Origin of the sequence: Pseudomonas sp. (genome assembly GCF_048269965.1) — a bacterium.
GTDB lineage: Bacteria > Pseudomonadota > Gammaproteobacteria > Pseudomonadales > Pseudomonadaceae > Aquipseudomonas.
This window is the reverse complement of record NZ_JBLWTV010000007.1, coordinates 185697-203482: the sequence shown is the minus strand read 5'-3', so window position 1 is coordinate 203482 and position 17786 is coordinate 185697. Positions and strand designations below refer to the sequence as shown.

The following is a 17786-nucleotide window of genomic DNA, read 5'->3' as shown; positions in this document are numbered from 1 at the left end:
GGCTGGGCGGCATTCCGCTTCAGCCGCGAAACTCCGCGGCACGCCTTTTCGCGGATAAATCCGCTCCTACCGATCAACGCCAACCCGTAGCCCGGATGAAATCCGGGGCGATTCTGAGGCCGATCCCCGGATTGCACCCGGGCTACGCAGGGCGCGTCTACAGCAACTCAGCGGGCGTCAGTTCGACACCGCGCCACTGGAAGGCCGCCGGCCAGAGCTGCTGATCGATCTGCGCCGACGCCCACAGCTCGGCGAACGAACGGCCATCGACCGGATGACACGCCTCGGGAGCCAGCAATGCCAGCGGCCAGAGCACGAAGGCGTTCTTGAGAATTTCCGCGCGCGGCAGGATCAGGCCGTTGAAATTGCCGACCTGCTCGCCATACAGCAGCACGTCGATGTCCAGCGGCAAGCCCTTGCGGTCCGGCGCGTAGCGGCCATTGTCGGCCTCGATGAATTTCAGCCGGCGATCCAGTTCCAGTAGCGGCAGCTCCGTCTCGCCCACCACTACCAGGTTGAAGAAATTGCCGCTCTTGATGCCCACGGCATGGCTCTCGAACACCGGCGAGCAGCGCATGTCGCTGAGCAGCACCGTCAGCGCATCGAGGCCCGCGACGAGATGAGCCTCGCGCTCGATATTGCTGCCGAGGCCGAGAAAGACGCGTGTCAGAGGCATCCGCGCTCGATCTCCACGCCCACGCCACCGCGTGCGGCTGGCACCGCGCCGGGCTTGGTCAGCTTCAGTCGCATCCAGGGAATGTTGAATTCATCCATCAGGACCTGCACCAGCCGTTCGGCGAAGGTCTCGACCAGAATGAACTGCGACTCGGCGGCGAAGGCCTGAATGCGCGTGGACACGCTGGCGTAGTCGAGCGCCAGGTTGAGGTCGTCACCGGCTGCCGCCGGGCGGTTGTCCCAGCCCATCTGCAGGTCCAGACGCAGGCACTGGCGAATGTCGCGCTCCCAATCGTAGGCGCCGATCACCGTGTCGACTTCCAGCCCCTCGATAAATACTCTGTCCACCCGCACTCTCCGCGCCACGACAAGGGCGCTGCACCTCGTTAGAATCGGGCCACCCCATGCCCTGGAATGGCCACCATGTTCTGGCTTCTGGCAATCCTTGCCTACCTGCTCGGTTCGCTGTCCTTCGCCATCCTGCTCAGCCGACTCGCTGGCAGGCCAGACCCGCGCGCCAGCGGCTCGGGCAACCCCGGCGCCACCAACATGCTGCGCGTGGCCGGCAAGAAGCTCGCCGTGATGACGCTGATCGGCGACCTGCTCAAGGGCCTGCTACCGATCCTGATCGCCAAGCTGCTCGGCCTCAGCCTGCATCAGCAGGCCTGGATCGGCCTGGCGGCGGTCGTCGGCCATCTTTACCCACTGTACTTCCGTTTTCGTGGCGGCAAGGGCGTGGCCACTGCCGCCGGCATGCTGCTCGGCCTCTACCCACCAGCCGCCTTGCTCGCCCTGGCAGCCTGGGCCCTGGTATTCCTGCTGACCCGCACCAGCTCGCTGGCCTCGCTGATCGCCACACCGCTGACGCTACCGCTGCTGGCCTGGCAGCAACCGGCTGCCTTGCTGCCGGTCTGCGTGCTGGCCGGGCTGATCGTCTGGCGCCACCGCAACAATCTGCGTGATCTGTTCGCCGGCCGCGAGCGGCGCTTTTGAATAACCCGTAGGAGCGGGTTCAGCCGCGATTTTCGCGGCTGAAGCCGCTCCTACGGTACATGCGTTTCGTTAAATCGCCGGCAGCGACTCCATCGGCCAGCGCGCCTGTACCTTGATCGCCAGATCCTCATGCTGCCCGGCCAGCAAACGCTGGCACCCGGCGTAGGCGATCATCGCGCCGTTGTCGGTGCAGAAGCGTGGCCGCGCGTAGAACACCTTGCCCTTCATCTCGCCCAGCATGCGCTCCAGATGCTCGCGCAGCGCCTTGTTGGCACTCACGCCACCGGCGATCACCAGGCTGTTCAGCCCGCTCTGCTTGAGCGCGCGCTTGCACTTGATGGTCAGAGTCTCGACCACCGCCTGCTGGAAGGCCAGCGCGATGTCGCGACGGGCTTGGTCGAGGTCGTCACCGTTGTCGCGGCATTGCTGCCAGGTATTGAGCGCAAAGGTCTTGAGGCCGCTGAAGCTGAAATCCAGGCCCGGACGATCGGTCATCGGCCTGGGGAAAACGAAACGCCCCGGCGTGCCCTGCTCGGCCAGCTTGGCGATCTCCGGGCCGCCCGGATAGTTCAGGCCCATCAGCTTGGCAGTCTTGTCGAAGGCCTCACCGGCAGCGTCGTCCAGCGACTCGCCGAGCAACTGGTACTGGCCGATGCCATCGACTCGCACCAACTGGGTATGACCACCGGACACCAACAAGGCGACGAACGGAAAGGCTGGCGGTTGCTCTTCCAGCATCGGCGCCAGCAAGTGACCTTCCATATGGTGCACGCCGACGGCCGGTACGCCCCAGGCAAATGCCAGCGCCTGCGCGCAGGACGCGCCGACCAGCAGCGCACCGACCAGGCCTGGGCCTGCCGTGTAGGCCAGTGCGTCGATGTCGCTGGCCTGCTTGCCCGCCTCATCCAGCACCTGGCGGATCAGCGGCAGCATGCGTTTGACGTGATCGCGCGAGGCCAATTCCGGCACGACGCCGCCGTAGACGCGATGCAGGTCGATCTGGCTGAACAGGGCGTCAGCCAGCAGGCCGCGCTCACTGTCATAGAGCGCGACGCCGGTTTCATCGCAGGAGGTTTCCAATCCCAGTACGAGCATGGAGCTTGAGCCTTGATTTGCCGCGTGGAACAAAGGCGCGCATGATAAGCGCCGCCCGGCGGAGCGGCCAGCGCTTTTCGATCAGAGGCCTTTGCATTCCTCGGCTCGAGGGGGTAACATCCGCAACCCTTAAAAACCGACGCAACCCGAGCCATTTGCCGGGAGCGCGTTGAACACCGGTAATTAACGAAGGTACGACCTGGATGCCAGCCGTCAAAGTTAAAGAGAACGAACCCTTCGACGTAGCCCTGCGTCGTTTCAAGCGCTCCTGCGAGAAAGCCGGCGTACTGGCTGAAGTCCGTAGCCGCGAATTCTACGAAAAGCCGACCGCTGAGCGTAAGCGCAAGGCCGCTGCCGCTGTTAAGCGTCACGCCAAGAAAGTGCAGCGCGAACAGCGTCGCAGCGTTCGCCTGTACTAATACCGTACACGCAACGCTCGAATGCCCGGCTCTGGCCGGGCATTGCATTTGAAAGACTCCGCCTCGCGCTTCAGCGAGTGAGCGGAGTTTTTGCTTTTCTACCCATCGTTGTCCCGCGCTTGCGCCGGGCAGTATGCTGAGCGCCTATGGCCGGCCTGATCCCGCAATCCTTCATCGATGACTTGCTCAACCGCACCGACATCGTCGATGTGGTGAGTTCGCGCATCCAGCTGAAGAAGACCGGCAAGAACTACAGCGCCTGCTGCCCGTTCCACAAGGAGAAGACCCCCTCCTTCACCGTCAGCCCGGACAAGCAGTTCTACTACTGCTTCGGTTGCGGCGCCGGCGGCAACGCCCTCGGCTTCGTCATGGACCACGATCAACTGGAATTCCCCCAGGCGATCGAGGAGCTGGCCAAGCGCGCCGGCATGGACGTGCCGCGCGAGGAAAGTGGTCGCGGACACAAACCCAGGCAACCGGTCGACTCACCGCTCTACCCGTTGCTCAATGCCGCCGCCGAGCACTATCGCCAGGCACTGAAAAGCCATCCGCAACGCAAGTACGCCGTGGACTACCTCAAGGGTCGCGGCCTGACCGGGGAAATCGCCCGCGACTTCGGCATCGGCTTCGCCCCGCCCGGCTGGGACAACCTGCTCAAGCAACTGGGCGCCGACGCCCTGCAGCAGAAAGTCATGATCGATGCCGGCCTGCTGATCGAGAACGCCGAAAACGGCAGGCGCTACGACCGCTTCCGCGACCGCATCATGTTCCCCATCCGCGACAGCCGCGGCCGGGTGATCGCCTTCGGCGGCCGCGTGCTCGGCGACGACAAGCCCAAGTACCTCAACTCACCGGAAACCCCGGTGTTCCACAAGGGCCAGGAACTCTACGGCCTGTACGAGGCGCGCAAGCACAACCGCGATCTCGACGAGATCATGGTGGTCGAAGGCTACATGGACGTCATCGCCCTGGCCCAGCAAGGCCTGCGCAATGCCGTGGCGACCCTGGGCACGGCCACCAGCGAGGAACACCTCAAGCGCCTGTTCCGCATCGTGCCCAGCGTGCTGTTCTGTTTCGACGGCGACGCTGCCGGGCGCAATGCCGCCTGGCGCGCCCTGGAGTCCACCCTGTCGAGCCTGCAGGATGGCCGGCGCGCACGCTTTCTGTTCCTGCCCGACGGCGAAGACCCGGACACCCTGGTCCGCGCCGAGGGCACCGACGCCTTCCGCGCGCGCATCAACCAGCACGCGCAACCGCTGGCCGACTACTTCTTCCAGCAACTGTGCGAAGAAGCCGACCCGCGCTCGCTGGAAGGCAAGGCACACCTGGTGACCCTGGCCGCGCCGCTGATCGACAAGATTCCCGGCAACAACCTGCGCGCCCTGATGCGCCAGCGCCTGAGCGAGATCACCGGCCTTTCCGGCGAAGCATTGAGCCAGGTCGCCAGCGCCCCGCGCAGTCACACGCCGAGCACCACCAGTCAGACGCCCAGCAGCGATTACCCGGATTACGGCGACGTCCCCGACAGCGCCTATTACGACAACCTGCCGGACGTCGGCGGTTACGAGCAACCCGCACCACCGCAGCAACATTACGAGCGCAGCAACGAAGGCGGTAAGGGCAGCTGGAAAAAAGATGGCGGCGGCAAGTGGAACAAGAAGGGCAAGGGCGATTTCGCACCACGTGCCCCGCGCACCGCCGTGAGCGTCGAATCACCGCACCTGATCGCACTGCGCACGCTGCTGCACCATCCGCACCTGGCGCAAAAGGTCGAAGATGTCAGCCATTTCGCCGATGAAGATGACACCTACGCCCAGCTTCTCGTGGCCCTGGTCGGTGCCCTGCAGAAAACGCCCAGCCTGCGTTCGCTGCAACTGATCGCCCGCTGGCACGGCACCGAACAGGGTCGCCTGCTGCGGGCGCTGGCGGAGAAGGAATGGCTGATCCAGGGTGACAACCTTGAACAGCAGTTTTTCGACACCATTACTACACTTGCAAACAGTCAATCGCAGAGGCGGCGTGAAAAGGCGCTCCGCAGCATCATTCATAAAAGCCCCAGCGAGCTCACCGACGAGGAAAAGACATTGCTCAGAGAGCACTACAGCCTGGCCTCCTCGCAGAGCAGCAAGTCCCCAACTGGCGCCTAAAGCCAAAACCGAGGTATAATCCTCGGCTTGTTTTCAGCCCGCCAAGACCTTCAGTGGATAGGGTGTTATGTCCGTAAAAGCGCAGCAGCAATCTCGTATCAAAGAGTTGATCACCCTGGGTCGTGAGCAGAAGTATCTGACTTACGCAGAGGTCAACGACCACTTGCCTGAGGACATTTCAGATCCTGAGCAGGTGGAAGACATCATCCGCATGATCAATGACATGGGGATCCCGGTACACGAGAGTGCTCCGGATGCAGACGCCCTGATGCTGGCCGATGCCGACACCGACGAGGCTGCAGCCGAAGAAGCCGCAGCTGCCCTCGCCGCCGTCGAGACCGATATCGGCCGCACCACTGACCCGGTGCGCATGTACATGCGCGAAATGGGTACCGTGGAACTGCTGACCCGCGAAGGCGAGATCGAAATCGCCAAGCGCATCGAGGAAGGCATCCGCGAAGTCATGAGCGCCATCGCTCACTTCCCCGGCACCGTCGACGGCATCCTCGCCGAGTACACCCGCGTCACCACCGAGGGCGGCCGCCTGGCCGAAGTCCTCAGTGGCTACATCGACCCGGATGACGGCAGTGTGCCTGACGAAGCCGCCGCCCCCGTTCCCGTCAAGGAAGGCGCCGCCGCTGAAGAAAGCGACGACGAAGAAGAAGACGAGAGCGGCGACGACGAGGAAGAAGAAGGCGATGGCGGCCCGGACCCGGAAGAAGCGGCTCGCCGTTTCAACGCCGTGGCCGAGCAGCAGGACAAAGTCCTCAAGGCGCTGAAGAAGCATGGCCGTGGCAGCAAGCAGGCCATCGAAGAGCTGGCCACCCTGGCCGAGCTGTTCATGCCGATCAAGCTGGTGCCCAAGCAGTACGACGCCCTGGTCACCCAGGTGCGCGACGCCCTCGACCGTCTGCGTTCGCAAGAGCGCGCCATCATGCAGCTATGCGTACGTGATGCGCGCATGCCGCGTGCCGACTTCCTGCGCCTGTTCCCGGGCAACGAAATCGACATGGACTGGGCCGCCGACCTGGCCAAGGGCAAGGCCAAGTACGCCGAAGCCCTGGGCAACCTGCAGGGCGACATCCAGCGCTGCCAGCAGAAGCTTGCCGACCTGGAAGCCGAGTGCAGCCTGACCCTGGCCGAGATCAAGGACATCAACCGTCGCATGTCCATCGGTGAAGCGAAAGCTCGCCGCGCCAAGAAGGAAATGGTCGAGGCCAACCTGCGTCTGGTCATCTCCATCGCCAAGAAGTACACCAACCGCGGCCTGCAGTTCCTCGACCTGATCCAGGAAGGCAACATCGGCCTGATGAAGGCGGTGGACAAGTTCGAATACCGTCGCGGCTACAAGTTCTCGACCTACGCCACCTGGTGGATTCGCCAGGCGATCACCCGCTCGATCGCCGACCAGGCGCGCACCATCCGTATTCCGGTGCACATGATCGAGACCATCAACAAGCTCAACCGCATCTCCCGTCAGATGCTCCAGGAAATGGGCCGCGAGCCCACCCCGGAAGAGCTGGGTGAGCGCATGGAAATGCCCGAGGACAAGATCCGCAAGGTATTGAAGATCGCCAAAGAGCCGATCTCCATGGAAACCCCGATTGGCGACGACGAAGATTCGCACCTGGGCGACTTCATTGAGGACAGCACCATGCAGTCCCCGATCGACGTAGCCACGGTCGAAAGCCTCAAGGAAGCCACGCGCGAAGTGCTGGCCGGCCTCACTGCCCGTGAAGCCAAGGTCCTGCGCATGCGCTTCGGTATCGACATGAACACCGACCACACCCTCGAGGAAGTGGGCAAGCAGTTCGATGTTACCCGTGAGCGTATTCGTCAGATCGAAGCCAAGGCGCTGCGCAAGCTGCGCCACCCGACGCGAAGCGAGCATCTGCGCTCCTTCCTCGACGAGTGATACCAGAACCCCCGGCCCAGGCCGGGGGTTTTGCTTTCTGGGCAGCACGCCCGGCCACTCGCCAGCCAGAGGCAGCGCAGACGCTGCAATCAAACTGCCATCCCGGCGATGGCCGATCTACACTACGACGATACCGATCGCGAAACGAGGCCGTTATGCCCCGCTTGCCGGCCATTGTGCTGTTGTGCCTGGCGTACTGGATGACCCCGGCCCAAGCCCTGACACTCAACGAGGACGAGCGCACCTGGCTGGCAGCCCACCGCGAACTGCGCCTGGGTGTCGATGCATCCTGGCCACCGTTCGAGTTTCGTGACGAACAGGGCAACTACCACGGCCTGACCGCCGCCTATGTGCGGCTGATCGAAGAGCGCCTTGACCTAGAGCTGCAACCCGTCGAGCCCGACAACTGGAGCGCGATACTGGAGCAGGCGCGCATGGGCCGCATCGACCTGCTTCCCGGCGTGATGTCGACACCCGAACGCCAGCAATACCTGACCTTCACCCGCCCCTACCTGGATTTTCCCATCGTCATCCTTGCTCGCAACGGCGGGCCACAGCCGAGAAAGCTCGATGAGCTGTACGGCTTGAAGATTGCCGTGGTGGCCGACTACGCACCGCACGAGCTGCTGCGCCAGCAACACCCCGATCTCAACCTGCTGCCGCTGCGCAATGTCGCCGCTGCCCTGCAGGCATTGGCGACCAATCAGGTCGACGCCATGGTCGGCGATCTCGCCTCCAGCGTCTGGAGCCTGCGCCAGCTCAAGCTCGACGGCGTCTATATCAGCGGCGAGACGCCCTATCGCTACCAGTTGGCCATGGCCGCACCGCGCGGCCAGAGCATACTGGTCGGCATCCTCGACAAAATCTTCGCCGAGCTCAGCGCCGAAGAAATCGCCGCCTTGCAGGAACCCTGGGTCGGCAGCGTGCTGGACAAACGCAGCGTCTGGTACGAAACCCTGCTCTACGGCCTGCCCGCCCTGCTCGGCCTGCTGGCGGTCATCGCCATCATCCTGCGCATCAACCGCCGCCTGAAACGCGAGATGCGCAACCGCGAAGCGCTGGAGCAGGAACTGCGCAACCGCGAGCAGCACTTTCGCGACATGGTCGAAAGCCTCTCGGCCATCACCTGGGAAACCGAGTCCAGCGGGCTCACCTACACCTACGTCTCGCCCCACGCGGAAAAACTGCTGGGCTACCCGCTGCACGAATGGCTGGAGCCCGGCTTCTGGCAGCGCCACCTGCACCCGGACGATCACCAGCGCACCCTGCGCACCTGCCTGGAACAATGCTCGGCCGGCAACGACCACGCCCTGGAATACCGCCTGCTCGCCGCCGACGGGCGCACGGTGTGGGTGCGCGATATCGTCACCCTGCTGCAACGCGACGACCGCCAGGTGATTCGCGGCCTGATGGTCGACATCAGCGACGCCAAGCAGACCGAGCAGGCGCTGCGCCTGTCGGAACAGAAGTTCGCCTCGGTCTTCCAGCAGTGCCCGGACATCCTGATCATTGCCCGCCGCGTCGACGGCGTGCTGCTGGAGGTCAACACCGCCTTCACCGAACAGACCGGCATCAGCGTCGAGCAGGCCATCGGCAAGACCGCCACCGACCTCGATCTGTGGGGCGTGCCTGGCATCGGCCCGAGCCTGCTGCTGCGCCTGCAGGACGAAAGCCTGCGCAACCTGGAAATGCCCTTTCGCCGCGCCGATGGCAGCCTGTTCACCGGCCTCATCTCGGCCAGCCAGTTCGTGCTCGACAGCACCCCGGCACTGGTCGTGGTGGTGCGCGACATCAGCCAGCTCAAGAGCACCCAGCAGCAGTTGCAGATATCCGAAGAGAAGTTCGCCAAGGCCTTCCACGCCTCGCCCGATGGACTGCTGATCACCCGCCTGCGCGACGGCATGCTGGTGGAGGCCAACGATGGTTTCAGCCGCATCACCGGCTACAGCCTCGACGAGATTGCCGAACAAAGCACCCTCAGCCTGGGCATCTGGGCCGATCCGAAAGATCGTGAACGCCTGGTGCAACGCATTCGCGAGCAAGGCAGCGTGCGCGACCTGATCGCCACGGTGCGCACCAAGAGCGGCCAGTTGCGCCTCTGCGAACTTTCCGCACAGCCGCTGCCCATAGGCGGCGACGAATGCCTGCTGACCATCGCTCGCGACATCACCGAACGCCAGCAGATGCAGGAAGAACTGCAGCAGGCCGCCACCGTCTTCGAAAGCACTGCCGAAGGCGTGCTGATCACCGACCTCGAACAGCGCATCACTGCGGTCAACCGCGCCTTCACCCAGATTACCGGTTACAGCGAGGCCGAAGCCCTCGGCCAGCGCCCCAGCCTGCTGTCTTCCGGCCAGCACGACAACGCCTTCTACGCCGCCATGTGGCATTGCCTCGCGGCCAACGGCCACTGGCAGGGGGAAATCTGGAACCGGCGCAAGAGCGGCGAACTGTACCCCGAGTGGCTGACCATCAGCGCCGTGCGCAACAGCGATAACCAGATCACCCACTTCGTCGGGGTATTCGCCGACATCTCCAGCCTCAAGCATGCCCAGGCACGCCTCGATCATCAGGCCCACCACGACCCGCTGACCGGTCTGCCCAACCGCCTGCTGTTCGAGAACCGCCTGCGCAGTGCTCTGGATGGCTCGCGCGCCGACGACCAGCTGGGCGCCGTGCTGTTCCTCGACCTCGACCGCTTCAAGCAGATCAACGACAGCCTCGGCCACCCGGTCGGCGACCAGTTGCTCAAGGCCATTGCCGCGCGCCTGAAACTGCAACTGCGCGATATCGACACCGTGGCCCGTCTCGGCGGCGACGAATTCATCATCCTGCTGCCCGGCCTGCACCAGCCGCAGGACGCCGAACAGGTCGCGCAGAAACTGCTCGAATGCTTCGGCGCGCCGTTCCAGCTCGACAACCACGAGTTCTTCATCAGCGCCAGCATCGGCATCAGCCTCTACCCCAAGGACGGCCTCGACGTCGCCACTCTGGTCAAGAACGCCGACGCGGCCATGTACCAATCCAAGGCCAAGGGGCGCAACCGCAGCGAGTTCTACACCCGCTCGCTGACCTTCCAGGTCAACGAGCGCATGGCCATGGAACAGGAACTGCGCCGCGCCCTGGAGCGCGACGAACTGTGCCTGTATTACCAGCCCAAGTACTGCCTGCGCAGCCAGAGCCTGGTCGGCGCCGAAGCGCTGGTACGCTGGCCGCACCCGGTGTTCGGCGACATCCCGCCGGATCGCTTCATCCCGGTGGCCGAAGAAAGCGGGCTGATCCTGCCGCTGGGCGACTGGGTGCTGGAACAAGCCTGCCGGCAACTGCAGATCTGGCAGGAAAGCGGCCACGGCTTCGGCGCCCTCTCGGTCAACCTCGCCGGCGCCCAGCTGCACCAGCCCAGCCTGCTGCCGCGCATCAGCGCACTGCTGCAGCGCTACAACCTGGCACCGCAGCTGCTGCAACTGGAGATCACCGAAAACTTCATCATGAACCAGGCCGGCGAAGCGCTGGACATCCTCCACCGCCTCAAACAGCTCGGCGTGCAACTGGCCATCGACGACTTCGGCACCGGCTACTCCTCGCTCAGCTACCTCAAGCGCCTGCCGCTGGACGTGCTGAAGATCGACCAGTCCTTCGTGCGTGGCCTGCCGGACGACCCGCACGACCTGGCGATCACCCGCGCCATCATCGCCTTGGGCAACAGCATGCAACTGACAGTGATCGCCGAGGGCGTGGAAACCAAGGCCCAGGAACTCTGCCTGGCCGCCGAAGGCTGCCTGCAGATCCAGGGCTACGTGGTCAGCTGCCCGCTTTCGGCCGAGGCCTTCACCCGGAAGTTTCTCCCGCCAGGTCAAGCGGTTGGCGCTGGCGAGAACGCGCCGGTATAATCCGCCGGCCTTCTGGGGGCCTATAGCTCAGTTGGTTAGAGCACTCGACTCATAATCGATTGGTCGCAGGTTCAAGTCCTGCTGGGCCCACCACCTTCAAAGCCGCGCACTGCGCGGCTTTCGTGTTTCTGCGATGAGAAAAAATCGCTGCGGCGGCCCACCAACTTCACCCCCGCCACCCACAGAGCGTCTACGCGTCCCAAGGGCTATAACAATCTCCAGGGATGCCAAAACTGTGGCCGCACTACATGGGAGTGATTAGACAGTGAGCCGAATAGTCGGCATTATCGGCTCACTGAATGAGCCGAATAGGCTCGCTAATCGGCTCATAGATGAAAAACCCTTATGAATGACCCGCTCTGGATCTGGCAGCAGCCCGACTGGCCGCACTTCAGTTGGCAAGGCGAAACGCTTGCCCCGCTGCTGCGCGCTTGCAGTCAGGCTCAGGGACGTTTGTTGGGGATGCTCGGTGCGGTGGGCAGTGACACCGAAGTGCAGAGCAGCCTGGATGCCATGCTGCAAAACATCGTCACCTCCTCAGCCATCGAGGGTGAGCAGCTAAATGTCGGCTCGGTGCGTTCATCACTGGCGCGGCGCCTGGGGCTGAACGAAGAAGGCCGCACCACCTCGCGCTCCGAAGGCCTGGCAGAGTTACTGTTCGACGCAACCCGCTTGCATCAAGAACCGCTAGATGAACAACGACTTTTCACCTGGCACCGCTGGCTATTCCCTAGCGACGACCAACTGCTGGCTCGACCATTACACATCGGCACTCTGCGCGGCGAAGAGCCCATGCAGGTGGTTTCCGGTCGCATCGACCAACCGACCGTACATTTCGAAGCCCCGCCTCGCGCCGGGTTGGAAGCGCAACTGGCGGACTTTCTCGCCTGGTTCAAAAGCAGCCGCAACGATGTCAGCCTAGATCCCTTTCTCCGCGCCGGCATCGCCCATTTCTGGTTCGTGACCCTGCACCCCTTCGATGACGGCAACGGCCGCCTCACTCGCGCCATTACCGACTTGGCATTGGCTCAGGGCGAACAGCAGGCCATCCGCTTTTACGCGATGTCCGCTAGCATTCTCAACGACCGCGCCGGTTACTACCGCATCCTCGAAGCCAGTCAGAAAGGTGGGCTGGATATCACCAGCTGGCTGCAGTGGTTTCTCGCAACCTTACTCAACAGCCTGGAGCAGGCCCTTGCTCGTATCGACCGCGTGCTGGTCAAGGCGCGCTTCTGGCAGGCACACCGCAGCCAACCCCTATCGACCGAGCAGATAAAAGTGCTGAATCGCCTGCTCGATGGCGGCGAAAAGGGTTTCGAGAACGGTATCAGCGCGGCGCAGTACCAAGCCGTGGCGAAGGTATCCAAAGCCACCGCCACCCGTCATCTGAGCGACCTGATGGAGAAGGGCTGCATCGAGCGACTGCCCGGTGGTGGGCGCAGCACCCGTTACCAGATAGCACGCTGAGCACCTAAGCCGACCAAGTCAGCCTCTGGTGCGTCATCGTGCCATAGGCCAATGGCCACCCCCCGGCGCATTGAAAAATCCCCCCCTCCCTCAATCCTTGGCGACAATCTGGATAGAGCGCTGCAGGCCTTGAATGCCAATCTGCGGCAAGCCAGCCAAGCCATTGACAGACGCAACCTGCCAGCGCATAAACTGTCCTCAGTCCTAGGACAAAGGACAAAGGACAGTCGCTAACTGAGGCCGCCATGAAGAGTCAAGACGTTCTGTTGCTAGTCAAGCTGATCTGCCTTGAGCAGCGCGAACGCCTGCAACAGAGGCTTGAGAGCGAAACAGCAGAACTGCTCAAGCAAAGCGACGTCCCCTCACACGACCAGTGGCAAGGCTGGGAGGATGACGCCGAGCAAGATCCACCCGTCCATCACGACAGTTACTCAGTGCGCGCCCTGCAAGCCTCACTGGGCATCAGTAAAAGCGAAATTGCCTCCGCGCTGAAACGCTGCCAACAGACAGGTCTGTTGCGAATGGACCCGAACACACAGTTACCTCGGGTCAACAGCAAGGCACTGCTGGGCTTCATCGAGCATGGCTTGCGCTACGTATTCCCGTTAAAACCGGCTGAAATCGTTCGAGGCATTCCTACAAGCTTCTCCGCTCCCGTGCTGCAAGGCACCCTGATGAGTGGTGGCGACCTTATCCACGTCTGGCCAGACGCCTACGGCAATCGCAAGGGACAATCCATAACGCCCCTGTTCAGGACGGTGCCAGGCGCAGTCAAGAAAGACCCGCGCCTGTATGAATACCTGGATACCTGGCCCTGATCGATGCCATTCGCCTGGGTAACGCCAGAGAAGCCAATCTTGCCAACCAGATGCTGCGCGAGAAGGTGCTGCAGGCATGAGCCGCTCTCATAACATCCAGATGCTCGAAGTGGTCGCCCAGGCGCTTGGTCAGGACTTGTGCCAGCAGGTTGCCTTCGTTGAGCATCATCACGTCACCCATTCCATGAGCCGAATAGCGCCCGTATTCGGCTCATGGATAAACAATCCTTTTGAATGACCCGATCTGGTTCTGGCAGCAGCCCGGCTGGCCACACTGAACATTTCTGCAAAGGCACCAAACCAGGCGTAACCGCCCAGCGGCCATAGGACAATGGTCGCGAACCCCTTGAGCCATTGAAAGCAATTAGCCATTATCGAGATCAGTGCCAGGCATCTGGATTTCGGCACACCTGCTCGCCCAGCCATCAAGCAGCTCTGCTCAAGGAAGAAAATGGATTACAGCCCGATAGTCGCCCAGGTCTGGGGCATGCTGACCTGGTTCATCCCGGCAGCCCTGCTGATCGGCCTGCTCAAATCGCCCTGGGCCAAGGGGCATATCGGTGAACTGCTGGTACGCCTGTTCGCCCATTGGCAGCTGGACAAGCAGACCTACCGCCGCCTGCACAACATCACCCTGAACACGCCAGACGGCACCACGCAGATCGACCACGTATTCCTCTCGCCCTACGGCATCTTCGTGCTGGAAACGAAGAACATGAGCGGCTGGATCTTCGGCAGCGAGAAACAGGCGCAGTGGACGCAGAAGCTCTACAAACGCACCTTCAAGTTCCAGAACCCGTTGCGCCAGAACTACAAACACCTCAAAGCCCTGGAAGCCACCCTGGGCGTCAGCCCCGAGCATCTGCATTCGGTCATCACATTCGTCGGCGGCAGCACCTTCAAGACCGAAGTGCCGGCCAACGTGACCCAGGGCATCGGCTTTATCCGCTACATCAAATCATTCCAGCAGGCGGTATTCAGCGAGGCTGAAGTCGACGCCATGCTGCACGCCCTACAAACCGGCCGCCGCTCGCCGACCCTCGCCACCCACCGCGAGCACGTGCAAAACCTCAAACGCCGGAGTGATCCGACAGCCGAGCGGCAATGCCCGAGATGCGGTAATGCGCTGCTGATCCGCACGGTGAAGACAGGCCCGAAAATGGGACAACAGTTCTGGGGATGCTCGGGCTTTCCGAGGTGCAGGACGATGCAGAGCCTTTAACACCATCTATCGAGCGCACCTAATTAAACTGCCGAGACTAGATATCTACTACTTCAATGAAGAGTGACCTCGTAGAGAAATTAATCCGTGACTTTTCTCTGAAAATATTAATAGCCAAAAGGATATAAGCCAGCGATGAGTGATTCGACACATAACCCGGACCAGTATATGTTTGGCTTCCGTCAGCTGGCTAGTAACGGAAAGAAGAAAATTGGTGTTCTTATGGGAGCAGGAGCTCCGGTAAGCATTAATATAGGGCCCTCAAATGACGACTGGATATCACTGATCCCCAATCTTCAAGGATTGACAAAGACCGTTAAAGAGAACCTTTCCGCCAAGGAGTTGAAAGTCTATCAAGATCTTGAGGAATCAATTCTCAGCCCAAACCTAGAGAAAGTGCTTTCAAAAATACGGGCCCTGAATGAAGTCATTGGCGATTCAATTGTTTATGGCTGTAATTCAATCGAATTCCTAGAACTATCTGAAAAAATATGCAACCTAATTAGGGATGCAGTAAGCAAAGAATTACCGCTAGGGCAAACACCTTACTCAGAGTTAGTATCTTGGATTAATGGCGTAAATAGAAAACATGGCGTAGAGGTTTTCACAACAAACTATGACCTCTTGCTAGAACAGGCACTAGAACGCTCTAAGACACCGTATTTCGATGGCTTTAGTGGTGCAAGAGATGCTTTCTTTGACCCGTCAAGCATTTCTAAAAACGACCTTCCTTCACGATGGGTAAGACTATGGAAACTTCATGGATCTATTGGGTGGGAGAAAAACGATAAAAATGAAATTATCAGAATCCCACGCTCCAACAACGCAAGCATGGTTTACCCATCACACATCAAATATGATCAAACCCAAGCCGCACCATTTTCTTCACTATTTGAGCGGCTAAGAAATTTCATTCTCGAGCCTGACAGCCTATTAATTTCAACTGGCTTTTCATTCGCTGACGCACACATCTCATCAAGATTGCTGGAAAGCTTGCAGGCCAATCCCTCTTCAGCCCTATTAGCGTTTCAATACGGAAAACTCGAATCCGAAACATACATACGAGATCTAGCACTAAAATGTCCCGGCATAAGTGCATACTGTAAAGATGGCGCCATTATCAATGGAGTGGAGGCCAAGTGGAGAACAGGCGCACTGCCAAGTAAAGGCTGGAGAAATATAAGAGGCGAGTACTATAGTGAAGGCAACTTTTTATTGGGAGATTTTAGTCGACTAGCGAGATTCCTAGCAACCGCCGGAGGCGACTTTTCAAGTAACACAATAAGGGACCCGATAGATATCGAAGCTCTTATTGCAGTTGCCGGCACCCAACCAGCCGAGGCTGAAGAGGGTACACCTGAAGGGGATCATAATGAATAACTCCCCCACACTGCTTGGCAATATTAGCGCCGTCTCAAGCTCCTCGGCAGTTGTTGAACTCGCCGATTCTGTGGAGTCAGGCATAGTCATACTGGAAGGTAGAAACTATCGAATTGGCCAGGTTGGTAGCTTTGTAAAAATATTGCTTGGATATAATAACTTGTACGGCGTTATCGCCGGCTCCAGCGAGTCGTCTCAGTTAGACGATCAAGACGGCATCCACCTTGATCGTCGCTGGATAAAAATCGAGCTCATTGGGGAAATAGTTGCCGGTGAGTTTGAACGCGGCATTAGCGAGTACCCGAGCATAGGTAATGAGGTACACATAGTAGTAGACAGTGACCTGAAAAAAATATTTGGCAAGGACATTGATGGCCACTTTAACGTCGGGACACTTTCGAGCTCAGACGGCATAAGCGTTAGCTTGGACTTAGACAAACTAGTCACAAGGCATTCCGCGATATTCGGATCAACCGGATCAGGGAAATCTACTAGTACAGCTAGCATATTGAGATCCATGGTCACAGCGGCGGAAAAAATAAACATGCCTTCCGCTCGCATACTACTTATAGACATACATGGGGAATACCAATCAGCCCTAGGCGACATCGCTAATGTTTTTTCAGTTCTCCCTGAAGCTGAGAACAAGCTATACGTGCCTTACTGGTGCATATCTCCGACACACCTAATGGAATTTCTCTGTGGAACTTTAAGTGACAGCCAAAAAGCGATCTTTTTAGATAAAACAGTTTCTGAAAAAATAAACAGCATTACCGCCAATAACTTCGACGGTGTCAACCCGGATAGAGTTACAAGCTCAACACCTCTTCCGTACAGCATTAAAAAAATTTGGCATGAACTATGTTTCCTAGATAATGTGAACTGGATGGATAAGGACCAGACAGTGCCTGCCTACGCCACAAATGGTTTGGGCGACTGTGAAAGCCTTATAGCACCAAAATTTCAGCCTCCGGCACCTGGAAATACCCCACCATTTAAAGGTGGCGCAGGTTTAATGAAGAGACAGCTTGACTTAATGAAGTCAAGACTAGCAGACACACAATATTCATTTATGTTAGAGCCCGGCGAATGGAGCCCAAACAAAAATGGCGTTATAGAAAAAGATTTAGACGCACTTGTTGAAGGGTGGCTCGGCCATGAAAAACCAATAACAATTCTTGACTTGTCGGGAATGCCATCTTCGCGACTCAGCCTATTACTTGGAACTATTCTAGATGTGCTATTTGAGGTTTCTATATGGGGCCGAGAGCTACAGGCAGGAATGAGAAAAAGGCCGTTGCTCTTAGTTCTTGAAGAAGCACACAGATATCTTTCCAAATCTGAAACTGGTCTTGCAAAAGAAATGGTTCAGCGAATTGCTAAAGAAGGACGTAAATTCGGTGTTGGCGCAATGCTAGTAAGCCAAAGGCCCTCTGAAATTGACGAAACAATTTTATCTCAATGCGGCACGATTATTTCATTAAGGATAAACAACACCACTGACAGAGGCATAGTTAAATCCGCAATGTCCGAAGGCTTGTCTGGCATAGTAGACACTCTCCCAATCCTAAGAACTGGCGAAGCCATAATTGTAGGGGAAGCTGCAAAGCTACCTACACGCTGCAGATTTAACTTATTACCAGACGATAAGTACCCCAACAGTAAAGACCCATGCGTTGCGGATTCCTGGAAAAAACCAAAGGAAGTAGAAAACTATAAAGAGCTAATAAATAGCTGGCGTTCTCAAACCAACAATCAAGGATAA

Annotated in this window: 13 protein-coding genes, 1 tRNA gene and 1 pseudogene; 12 read left to right on the top strand and 3 right to left on the bottom strand. The window is 59.5% G+C overall.

All coding sequences use genetic code 11. The annotated features are described in order from the left end of the window. Positions 1-157: 157 nt before the first annotated feature. Complete coding sequence (gene folK / locus ACN0X6_RS10925) at positions 158-676, bottom strand: 2-amino-4-hydroxy-6-hydroxymethyldihydropteridine diphosphokinase (RefSeq protein WP_417703864.1); 519 nt, start codon at positions 674-676, stop codon at positions 158-160. Further along, entirely contained in the window at positions 667-1023 is a 357-nt protein-coding gene (folB, locus tag ACN0X6_RS10920; protein ID WP_417703862.1) for a dihydroneopterin aldolase, read from the bottom strand. The genes folK and folB overlap by 10 nt, the downstream gene beginning before the upstream one ends. Before the next feature lie 75 nt (positions 1024-1098). On the opposite strand from folB, the gene plsY reads away from it, so the two are divergent. After that, on the top strand, positions 1099-1668 hold the full coding sequence (gene plsY, locus ACN0X6_RS10915; RefSeq protein ID WP_417703860.1) for a glycerol-3-phosphate 1-O-acyltransferase PlsY: 570 nt from the start codon (positions 1099-1101) through the stop codon (positions 1666-1668). Positions 1669-1737: 69 nt separating this feature from the next. Here the strand turns inward: plsY and tsaD are convergent, their stop codons facing one another. Continuing rightward, the gene (gene tsaD / locus ACN0X6_RS10910; protein ID WP_417703858.1) at positions 1738-2763 is read right to left on the bottom strand and encodes a tRNA (adenosine(37)-N6)-threonylcarbamoyltransferase complex transferase subunit TsaD; all 1026 of its coding nucleotides are present in this window, start codon (positions 2761-2763) and stop codon (positions 1738-1740) included. 203 nt (positions 2764-2966) lie between these two features. Here tsaD and rpsU point away from each other — a divergent pair, with 203 nt between their 5' ends. The 11 genes and pseudogenes from rpsU to ACN0X6_RS10855 all read left to right on the top strand — a co-directional run bounded on the left by rpsU (position 2967) and on the right by ACN0X6_RS10855 (position 17786). Further along, a complete protein-coding gene (gene rpsU / locus ACN0X6_RS10905) occupies positions 2967-3182 on the top strand; it encodes a 30S ribosomal protein S21 (RefSeq protein ID WP_003290642.1) in 216 nt (71 codons plus the stop codon). Positions 3183-3328: 146 nt separating this feature from the next. Continuing rightward, the gene (dnaG, locus tag ACN0X6_RS10900) at positions 3329-5329 is read left to right on the top strand and encodes a DNA primase (protein WP_417703856.1); all 2001 of its coding nucleotides are present in this window, start codon (positions 3329-3331) and stop codon (positions 5327-5329) included. 67 nt (positions 5330-5396) lie between these two features. After that, entirely contained in the window at positions 5397-7244 is a 1848-nt protein-coding gene (rpoD, locus tag ACN0X6_RS10895) for an RNA polymerase sigma factor RpoD (protein WP_417703854.1), read from the top strand. Between the two features lie 155 nt (positions 7245-7399). After that, on the top strand, positions 7400-11134 hold the full coding sequence (locus ACN0X6_RS10890) for a bifunctional diguanylate cyclase/phosphodiesterase (RefSeq protein ID WP_417703852.1): 3735 nt from the start codon (positions 7400-7402) through the stop codon (positions 11132-11134). Positions 11135-11150: 16 nt separating this feature from the next. Beyond that, positions 11151-11227: transfer RNA gene (locus ACN0X6_RS10885), tRNA-Ile, on the top strand. A gap of 252 nt (positions 11228-11479) precedes the next feature. After that, on the top strand, positions 11480-12601 hold the full coding sequence (locus ACN0X6_RS10880) for a Fic family protein (protein ID WP_417703850.1): 1122 nt from the start codon (positions 11480-11482) through the stop codon (positions 12599-12601). Between the two features lie 245 nt (positions 12602-12846). Further along, positions 12847-13499, top strand: a pseudogene (locus ACN0X6_RS10875) (hypothetical protein). After that, a complete protein-coding gene (locus ACN0X6_RS10870) occupies positions 13496-13657 on the top strand; it encodes a hypothetical protein (RefSeq protein ID WP_417703848.1) in 162 nt (53 codons plus the stop codon). Before ACN0X6_RS10875 ends, ACN0X6_RS10870 begins: the two are co-directional and overlap by 4 nt. A 213-nt stretch (positions 13658-13870) precedes the next feature. Beyond that, positions 13871-14641, top strand: coding sequence for an NERD domain-containing protein (locus ACN0X6_RS10865; RefSeq protein ID WP_417703846.1), 771 nt, complete (start codon positions 13871-13873; stop codon positions 14639-14641). Between the two features lie 135 nt (positions 14642-14776). Beyond that, positions 14777-16021, top strand: coding sequence for an SIR2 family protein (locus ACN0X6_RS10860; RefSeq protein ID WP_417703845.1), 1245 nt, complete (start codon positions 14777-14779; stop codon positions 16019-16021). Next, the gene (locus tag ACN0X6_RS10855) at positions 16014-17786 is read left to right on the top strand and encodes an ATP-binding protein (protein ID WP_417703843.1); all 1773 of its coding nucleotides are present in this window, start codon (positions 16014-16016) and stop codon (positions 17784-17786) included. The genes ACN0X6_RS10860 and ACN0X6_RS10855 overlap by 8 nt, the downstream gene beginning before the upstream one ends.